The following is an 8,616-nucleotide window of genomic DNA, read 5'->3' on the forward strand; positions in this document are numbered from 1 at the left end:
CGCGGGAGCGACGGTGGGCATCGCCGCGCCTCCCGTGGCGAGGGCAGCGCCTCCGCCCGCGGCGATGCCCACCGTCGCTCCCGCGCCGCTGAAGGCGCCGGACGCGGTGCCGCTCGACAAGCCGCCCGAGGCTGAGAAGGAAGTGGTCGCCGCGGCGCCCATGGCCGTGGGCGGCACGGGCACGCTCGTCCCTGGCGGTGTGGTGGGTGGCACCGGCAGCGGCGAGGGCATGGCCATCGGTGGTGGCCGCGCGCAGCCCATCAACCTCCCGGAGACGGGCACGCCGCCGGAGCCGTTGGCCGCGAACCTCATCCCCGAGTACCCCGCCGACGCCCGCTCCAAGGGGCTCGAGGGCCTGGTCATCCTCAAGGGCGTCGTCGAGGCCGACGGCCGCGTCACCGGCCTCAAGGTGATGCGCGGCGATGAGCCCTTCGCCAGCGCCGCGCTGGCCGCCGTGCGCACGTGGCGCTTCAAGCCCGCCGTCGTGTCCGGTCAGCCCACCGCCGTCTTCCGCATCTTCAAGGTCCCGTTCCGCCTCAAGTCCTGACGCCTTCCTCCCCTCTTCGGAGAGCCATCGCCATGAACTTCAATCTCAAGGAAATCTACGCGCACATGGGCGTCTTCGCCCTGGGCATCGCCTGGACGCTGGTCGCCTTCGCGGTCGCGTCGCTGGCGGTGTTCTTCGAGCGCCTGTTCGTCTTCTTCCGCTCGCGCGCCGCGTCCCGCCAGTTCGCGGGCCGCGCCGGTCCCCTGCTCGCGCAGCAGCAGCACGACGCGCTGGTGAAGGAGGCGGACGGCAACAAGAGCAGCCACCTGGCGATGATGCTCGGCGGTGGCATGAAGACGTTCCTCGCGAAGTCCCGCGCTCCGGCCGGCAAGCTGGGCGCGGTGGAGCTCACGCGGCGCGACCTGGTGCGCATCAACGAGCGCATCACCGCGGACGTGCGCCGGGGCATGTCGGTGCTGGCCACGGTGGGTTCGGTGGCGCCGTTCGTCGGTCTGCTCGGCACGGTGGTGGGCATCATCGAGGCCTTCGCCGGCATCGCGAAGGAGGGCTCCGGTGGCCTGGGCGCGGTGTCCGCCGGTATCGCGGAGGCGCTGGTCGTCACGGCGCTGGGCCTGCTGGTCGCCATCCCCGCGGTGCTGATGTTCAACTTCCTGTCCACTCGCGCGGACGCGCTGCTGCTGTCCCTGGAGCAGGCCCGCAGCGAGTTCATGGACCACCTGGAGGACATGGCGGGCGACAAGCGCGCGGTGGCGGCCCACGGCGGCGCGCACTCGGGCGCCACGGACGTCGTCTCCACGCGGACCGAGGCGGGCGATGTCGGCCACGCGTAGGAGCCTCACGCCGGAGATGAACGTGACGCCGCTGGTGGACGTGGTGCTCGTCCTCCTCATCATCTTCATGGTCGTCACGCCGCAGCTGGAGGCTGGCGCCGCGGTGGACCTGCCCGCGGCGATGAACCCTGACGCGGAGAACAAGAACCTGGAGCCCACCACGGTGAGCCTGGCGGCCAACGGGTCGTTCTACCTGGACCGCAAGCAGCTGAACCGGGACGCGCTGGTGGTGGAACTCAAGGCGCTGCACCAGGCGAAGCCGGACGCGCCCGTGGTGCTCAAGGCGGACAAGGGCGTGGCGTACGCGCAGGTGCGCGGCGTGTTCAAGGCGATGCAGGACATCGGGTTCCCGGGCATCAGCCTGCAGGTCATCGACCGGAAGAAGAACTGAAGGGGAGGCACGCGCCATGGCATTCGACGTCGGTGGCAACAAGGGCGGCGGCGTCCGCCCCACGATGAACGTGACGCCCCTGGTGGACGTGGTGCTCGTCCTCCTCATCATCTTCATGGTCGTCACGCCGCTGATGACCAAGAACCTGTGGATGAACGTGCCCGCGAAGCCGGACAAGAAGGAGGAGGCCACGCCTCCACCGCCGGACGCGAAGCCGCCCGTGGTGCTCACGGTGGACAAGGCCGGCACGCTGCGCATCAACCATGAAGAAGTGCCGCGCGACCAGGTGGTGGTGCGGCTGCAACGGATGCTCAACGCGCGCGCGGACAAGGTCGTCTTCTTCGACGCGGGCGACGCGGTGCCGTACGGCAGTGCCATGGAAGTGCTGGACCTGGCGCGGGGCGGGAACATCACCGTCGCCGTGCTGCCGGAACGGCTGGCGGACTGACTCCAGGCGCCCCGCGCGCGGCTCTCGTGAAGCCGCGCGCGGTTCGTGACGCCGAGTTTTCCCTCCCCCGCCACAGACGTCACAAACCCTTCATCCCAATGCCACGGGCGTCGCGTTGAGTGCGCGTCGCTGTCGGCAAGGAGAGCCGTGTTGTCTTTCTCGACCTTCGTGCGCGCCGCTGTCGCGTCACTCGTGCTCATCACCCTGCCTGCCTCCGCGCAGGCGCCCGGCGCGCCTTCGCCCTCCGCGTCCCCCGGTCAGCAGCCGGCCGGGGAGCTTCCTCCGCCTCCGCCAGGCACGGAGCCCGGCAGCGCCGCGAACCCGCAGCCTGCTGATCCGTCCGCCGATGAATCGGCCATGGGCGATGAAGCCGTCACCGAAGCCGCCACGCCGCCCCCGGGCTTCACGGGCATCTACGGCCGGCTGACGGACGAGGCCAACGGTGAAGGTCTCATCGAGGCCACCGTGAAGGTCGTGACGGGCGCCGACAAGCAGGCCCTCACGGACCTGGACGGCAACTACCGGCTGGCGCTGCCGCCGGGCAAGTACGACCTGCGCGCCTTCTACGACGTGTACCAGGGCCGCCGCATCACGGGCGTCGTCGTCACGCAGGGCAAGGCCACGAAGCTGGACGTCGCGCTCAGCGCGGACGTGGGCGCGGTGCAGGAGGTCGTCGTCGAGGCCCGCTCCGACCGCCGCGCCGAAGGCGCCCTGCTCCAGGACCGCAAGAAGGCCGCCGTCGTCTCCGACGCCATCAGCGCGCAGGAGATCGCCCGCACGCCGGACTCCAGCGCCGGTGACGCGGTGAAGCGCGTGGTCAGCGCCACCGTGGTGGACGGCCGCTACGTGCTCCTGCGCGGCCTGGGTGGCCGCTACGCCACCACGCTCCTCAACGGCGCGCTCCTGCCGAGCCCCGAGCCGGACGAGCCCAGCGTGCCGCTGGACCTGTTCCCCACCAGCCTGCTCGCGAACCTCAACGTGGTGAAGAGCTACACGCCGGACCTGCCGGGCACCTTCGGCGGCGGCACGCTGCTCATCGAGACCAACACCTACCCGTCCCAGTTCGAGTTCAAGCCGCGCCTCACCCTGGGCGGCGACACCGTCACCACCTTCCGCACGCGCAACGCACAGGCGCAGGGCGGCTTCGGCGAGACGCTGGGCTTCGCCTCCTCCGGCCGCGGCCTGCCCAGGGACATCCCCAGCGACCACCGACTGGGCGCGGGCGGAGAGTCAGCGCAGCAACTGGAGGGCCAGTGGGAGAGCTTCTCCAACATCTGGGAGCGCCGCACCACGCGCGCCGCTCCGAACCTGGGCCTGGGCGCGTCCCTGGGTGACACGCTGCGCTTCGGCAACCAGCGCCTGGGCTACCTGGCCACCGTCAACTACGGCCACCGCGACGGCGTGCAGACGGGTGACTTCGCCCGCGCCGCCCGCGACGAGTCCGGCAGCCTCATCTCCCAGGACGTGGCGCGCACCACGCAGGGCTTCTCCACCGCGAACCTCAGCGGCCTGGCCAGCGTGGGCTACCAGTTCGACCGCGACAACGAGCTGACCCTCTTCAGCCTCTACACGCGCGGCACCGACACGCGCACGTACACCGCCAACGGCAACAACAACGTGCGCGGCGACGCCTATGCCAGCACCCGCCTCCAGTTCATCACCCGCGCGCTGTCCTTCACGCAGCTGCGCGGCTTCCACCGCCTGGGGCTGCTGGGCGACTCCGAGGTGGACTGGCAGGCCAACATCTCCCGCGTGGACCGCGACGAGCCGGACACGCGCGACACGCTCTACAGCGCCGCCCTCAGCAACCCGGACGCGCAGCTGTCCTTCCCCAACCAGCCCAACAGCGGCGAGCGCTTCTTCGCGGACCTGGGCGAGACGTCCACCGGCGGCAGCCTCAACCTCACCCTGCCCTTCACCTCCGGCCTGCGCGTGAAGGTGGGCGGCCTCACGCAGGTGTCCTTCCGCGACTTCAACGCGCGCCGCTTCCGCTACCTGCTCACCGACGAGCCGGTGGACCGCACCCAGCCCCCCGAGCAGCTCTTCTCCCCGGAGAACGTGGGCAGCTCCATCATCGTGCGCGAGACGACCCGCGCGGATGACGCCTACAACGCCTTCCTGGGCATCCACGCCGGCTACGTGTCCGCGGACTACAAGCCCGTGGAGCCGCTGCGCCTGGTGGGCGGCGTGCGCGTGGAGGCGTCCAGCCAGCAACTGACTCTCAAGGCCCCCTTCACCGGCGTGGAGAGCGGCAACGGCGGCGCGGATCAGCGCTACCTGGACGTGCTGCCGTCGCTCAACGCGACGTACGCGCTGTCCCCGGAGGTGAACCTGCGCGCGGGCTACAGCTACACGCTGGCGCGGCCCACCTTCCGCGAGCTGGCGCCCTTCATCTTCTTCGACTTCGTGCGCCGCCGGAACGTGTCCGGCAACCCCGACCTGCTGGAGACGCGCATCCACAACGTCGACCTGCGCGCCGAGTGGTTCGTGGGCGAGAACGACGTGCTGGCCGCGAGCGCCTTCTACAAGCGCTTCCAGAACCCCATCGAGCGCGTCATCCGCAACCCGGACTCGGGCGACCTGGGCTTCGAGAACGCGGCCGGCGCGGACAGCTACGGCGTGGAGCTGGAGGCGCGCACGTCACTGGCGCGCTTCAGCCCGGCGCTGCGCCCGGTGCGCGTGGGCGCGAACCTCACGCTCATCCAGTCGCGGGTGGACCTGGGTGACGCCGCCCTGGGCGCGCAGACGAACAAGGACCGTCCGCTTCAGGGCCAGTCCCCCTACGTGGTCAACGTGAACGTGGGCTACGAGCGGCCGGAGAGCGGCACCGAAGTGGCCGTGCTCTACAACGTGTACGGCCAGCGCATCAGCGAGGTCGGCGTGCAGGGCCTGCCGGACGTGTACGAGCGGCCCTTCCACCGCGTGGACCTCAGCCTCACGCAGAAGCTGGGCGCGACGCAGCTGAAGCTGACCGCCGCGAACCTCCTCAACGCGTCCGTCACCCTCCGCCAGGGGGACGTGACGGTGCAGACGTACAAGCCCGGCGTGGCGTTCACCGCGTCGCTCGGCTGGGCCCTGTAGCCCCTCCCATTTCCCCTGAAAGGACGTATCCAACATGAAGACCCTCTTTGCCTCCGTCCTCACGCTCTCCAGCCTCGTGCTGCTCGCCGGCTGCGGCGAGGACGACCCGAAGCCGGGCAACCCCCCGGACGGCGGGGATCCGCAGGCCACCGGGCAGGACGTGTCCGGCAGCATCCAGGGCGACACGACGTGGAAGGCCGGCACGACGTACACGCTGAAGGACTACGTGTTCGTGGAGAGCGGCACGCTCACCATCGAGCCGGGCGTCACCATCAAGGGCGGGACGGGCAGCGCGCTGGTCATCACGCGCGAGGCGAAGCTGAACGCGGTGGGCACGGCGGAGAAGCCCATCGTCTTCACCAGCGCGCAGGCGGCAGGAACGCGCGCGGCCGGTGACTGGGGCGGCGTGGTGCTGCTGGGCAAGGCGCGCATCAACGTGGCCGGCGGTGAGAACACCATCGAGGGCTTCTTCGCCACCAGCGGTGACACGCGCACGAAGTACGGCGGCGGCGCCAACGCCGACGACGCGCACGACTGCGGCAAGCTGAAGTACGCGCGCATCGAGTTCGCGGGCTACGAGCTGGCCGAGGACAACGAGCTCAACGGCCTGACGACGGGCGCGTGCGGCAGCGCGACGGACATCGACTACGTGCAGGTGCACAAGGGCGCCGACGACGGCGTGGAGATGTTCGGCGGCACGGCGGGCCTGAAGCACATCGTCATCAGCCAGCCGGACGACGACGGCCTGGACTACGACCTGGGCTGGCGCGGCAAGGTGCAGTTCCTGGTGGTGCAGCAGAACGGCACCGTGGGCAACCGCGGCATCGAGGCCTCCGGCAACAAGAACGACAACGGCGCGCAGCCGCACACGGTGCCGGAGATCTGGAACGCGACGTTCATCGGCTCCGGCCGTCCGGCGGGCACGACGCCGGCGCAGGAGGGCCTGGTGTTCAACACGGGCGCGGGCGGCCTCTTGCGCAACGTCATCGTGGCGCACTTCGCGGACAAGGCCGTGGACGTGGACGGCACGGCGTCCGCGGCGCTGTGGAACGCGGCCACCCCGGAGCTGTCCATCCAGAACACGTTCTTCTGGAGCAACAAGGGTGACACGGCCTCCATCCCGAACGCGCCGAACCCCAAGAAGGACGCGGCGGGCAACGTGACGGATCCGGACGTGAGCAAGTTCGTGGAGGCGGAGAAGGTGCTGGCCGCGGGCCTGAACAACAAGGTCGTGGACGCGCAGCTGACGGCGGCGCTGAACCTGGAGGCCCCGAACTTCGCTCCGGCGGCGGGCTCCCCGGCGCTCAACCCGGACAACGCGGCCACCCCGGGCGCGGGCTTCGACACCAGCGCGCGCTTCGTCGGCGCGGTGGGCACCACCAACTGGCTGGCCGGCTGGACTGCGTTCCCGAAGAACTAGCCCTTCGGTGAACACATGACCGCGTGCTCCCGGCAACACCGTCCGGGGACACGCGGTCTTCTTTTCTGCCGGCTCAGGTCGCTTGTTCGTCAGTAGGTGTGGAGGCAGACGAAGCGGTGCTCAAGCCCTGCTGCTCGAAGATGGCCAGGTAAGGTTCGTAGCGGTAGAGCTTGTTGCGCTTCTGGCCTGTCGTCTCCTTCAGAATGCCCAACGCCTCCATCTGCTCGATGAGCGAGGCCGCCGTTCCATAGGAGCAATTCAGGAAGGCTTGTGCCGCCCGGATCGAGATGAGTGGGCGCTCAAACAGATGGTCCAGCAATCGCGGCCCCTGCGCGCTGTTATCGAGCTGATGCCGGGTGCGTTCGCGAAGCTGGAGGATGGCCTTGGCGGTGTTCGTCGCGGAGAGGCTCACCTCCGCCACGCCTCTCAAGAAGAAGCGCAGCCATCCCTCCCAATCGCCCTTGCTCCGAATCGCAGTCAACCGGTCGTAGTATTCCGCCCGATGCGCCTTGAGGTAGACGCTCAGATACAACAGGGGACGCTCCAGAACGCCCCCTGCGCAGAGCAACAAGGTGATGAGCAGCCGCCCGACACGCCCATTTCCATCCAGAAACGGGTGGATGGTTTCGAATTGGGCGTGAGCAAGCCCACACTGGATGAGCACAGGCAAAGTGCCTGCCTCGTGAAGAAACTTCTCCAGGTTATCGAGTGCCTGCGTCATCTCGTGTGGAGGCGGAGGAACGAAGCTGGCGGTGTTCAGGGTGCATCCCTGAGCACCGATCCAATTTTGCGTGGTCCGGAACTCTCCCGGGCTTCGCTCGCTTCCACGGACGTCTCGCATCAGCCGCTCATGAATCTCCCGCAGCAGACGGAGGGAGAGCGGCAGTGTCTCGAGCCGCTCCAGGCCGTAATTCATCGCCCCGACGTAGTTGACGACCTCTTCAGCGTCCTTCGTGTTGCTGAGCACGGTGGTTGAGGAAGACCGGCCGGATTTCGAACCGACTCGTCGATGGGAAGCGGGCGTAAGCAGAGGAATTGCCCATCAGCGAGCCGGATTCTTGCGAGTCACCGCCGTTGAGGTCGGCTTGCGCACCGAGGAGAGGGCGGGGCGCGGCGTGGAGCTGCTACCGCGGCTGGAGCGAGCCGGCGGCGAGTAGGCGGTGGGAGGGGTGTGGCAACACCCCTGCCCACCAATGCCCCGCGAGAAGACTGTGTGGAGAGTTTCGCGGAGCACCCGAGGAGTCATCCGAAGTCAGAGAGGAGTCAAGTCCTGGGGCGAGGAAGTGCCCTCTGTGGACTCGGTGCGTCCGGCCCGCTGCCCGGAGTGCGGAGCGGCCAGCAGGCCCGTCGGGGGCGCCCTGGTGCTGCATGGGCATGGGCTGCGTCAGCGGCAGGTGCTCGGGCCGCTGGAATGGGGAGACGCCGCACAAGCGCGAGAGGTGGCCGTGCGCCGCTTCCGGTGCACCGCGTGCAGGGCGACGTGCACCGTTGGCCCCCGGGAGGTACTGACGCGGCGGCTGTACGCGGCCACGGCCATTGGCTTGGCGCTCGCGCTCTTCGGGCTGCTTGCACGCCCGGTGGCCGGGGTGCGTGAGCAGGTGAGCCCCTGGCGCGTGGTGGGCCCTGGCAGCGTGGGACGCTGGTGCACGCTCGCGGCGTGGGTACGGGCGCTGCCACGCGGCGGGCTCTTCCGTGCGCTGCCCCCATGCCCGGAGGACTGGAGCGCCCGGCGCGTTGCCGCGCGGGCGGCGGCCGCCCTCGCGGCGCGAGCACCCGAGGCGGTAGGCCCCAGCCCTCCGCCGCTGCACGTCCTGGCGCCCTTGGGGGCCGCGCACTCAGCATGAGGGGCCACGCACGGGGCCGCATGCACGGCGTCCCCGCCTTCTCGTCCCACCCGACAGCCCCGCTGCACACCCTCCTGGGGCCCCGGCACCTTCC

Annotated in this window: 8 protein-coding genes; 7 read left to right on the forward strand and 1 reads right to left on the reverse strand. The window is 69.8% G+C overall.

Annotation, left to right across the window (positions count from 1 at the left end):
* From D7X55_RS30325 to D7X55_RS30350, 6 genes are all read left to right on the forward strand, one after another.
* The coding region (locus D7X55_RS30325; RefSeq protein WP_147470269.1) for an energy transducer TonB at positions 1-547 on the forward strand (547 nt) is incomplete at its 5' end.
* A 32-nt stretch (positions 548-579) separates the two neighbouring features.
* Entirely contained in the window at positions 580-1,338 is a 759-nt protein-coding gene (locus D7X55_RS30330; RefSeq protein WP_120552043.1) for a MotA/TolQ/ExbB proton channel family protein, read from the forward strand.
* Positions 1,322-1,729: a biopolymer transporter ExbD gene (locus tag D7X55_RS30335; RefSeq protein ID WP_120552042.1), complete on the forward strand. Its 408-nt coding sequence runs from the start codon at positions 1,322-1,324 to the stop codon at positions 1,727-1,729. The genes D7X55_RS30330 and D7X55_RS30335 overlap by 17 nt, the downstream gene beginning before the upstream one ends.
* A gap of 16 nt (positions 1,730-1,745) precedes the next feature.
* Positions 1,746-2,177: a biopolymer transporter ExbD gene (locus D7X55_RS30340; protein WP_120552041.1), complete on the forward strand. Its 432-nt coding sequence runs from the start codon at positions 1,746-1,748 to the stop codon at positions 2,175-2,177.
* Positions 2,178-2,324: 147 nt separating this feature from the next.
* Positions 2,325-5,258 (forward strand): TonB-dependent receptor domain-containing protein, encoded by a 2,934-nt coding sequence (locus D7X55_RS30345; protein WP_121724885.1) that lies wholly within the window; start codon positions 2,325-2,327, stop codon positions 5,256-5,258.
* A gap of 34 nt (positions 5,259-5,292) precedes the next feature.
* Positions 5,293-6,678: a hypothetical protein gene (locus D7X55_RS30350; RefSeq protein WP_121724886.1), complete on the forward strand. Its 1,386-nt coding sequence runs from the start codon at positions 5,293-5,295 to the stop codon at positions 6,676-6,678.
* 73 nt (positions 6,679-6,751) lie between these two features.
* On the opposite strand, the gene D7X55_RS30355 is transcribed toward D7X55_RS30350, so the two are convergent.
* Entirely contained in the window at positions 6,752-7,645 is an 894-nt protein-coding gene (locus tag D7X55_RS30355) for a Fic family protein (RefSeq protein WP_233610160.1), read from the reverse strand.
* 325 nt (positions 7,646-7,970) lie between these two features.
* On the opposite strand from D7X55_RS30355, the gene D7X55_RS43000 reads away from it, so the two are divergent.
* A complete protein-coding gene (locus tag D7X55_RS43000; RefSeq protein WP_147442948.1) occupies positions 7,971-8,522 on the forward strand; it encodes a hypothetical protein in 552 nt (183 codons plus the stop codon).
* Positions 8,523-8,616 lie beyond the last annotated feature (94 nt).

It is taken from the genome of Corallococcus sp. AB049A (assembly GCF_003668885.1).
GTDB classification, from domain to species: domain Bacteria; phylum Myxococcota; class Myxococcia; order Myxococcales; family Myxococcaceae; genus Corallococcus; species Corallococcus interemptor.

Bases quoted from the DNA above. Each gene is read 5' to 3' on its own strand.
- D7X55_RS30330 (WP_120552043.1), top strand. From the start codon at position 580: ATGAACTTCAATCTCAAGGAAATCTACGCGCACATGGGCGTCTTCGCC.
- D7X55_RS30335 (WP_120552042.1), top strand. From the start codon at position 1,322: ATGTCGGCCACGCGTAGGAGCCTCACGCCGGAGATGAACGTGACGCCG.
- D7X55_RS30340 (WP_120552041.1), top strand. From the start codon at position 1,746: ATGGCATTCGACGTCGGTGGCAACAAGGGCGGCGGCGTCCGCCCCACG.
- D7X55_RS30350 (WP_121724886.1), top strand. From the start codon at position 5,293: ATGAAGACCCTCTTTGCCTCCGTCCTCACGCTCTCCAGCCTCGTGCTG.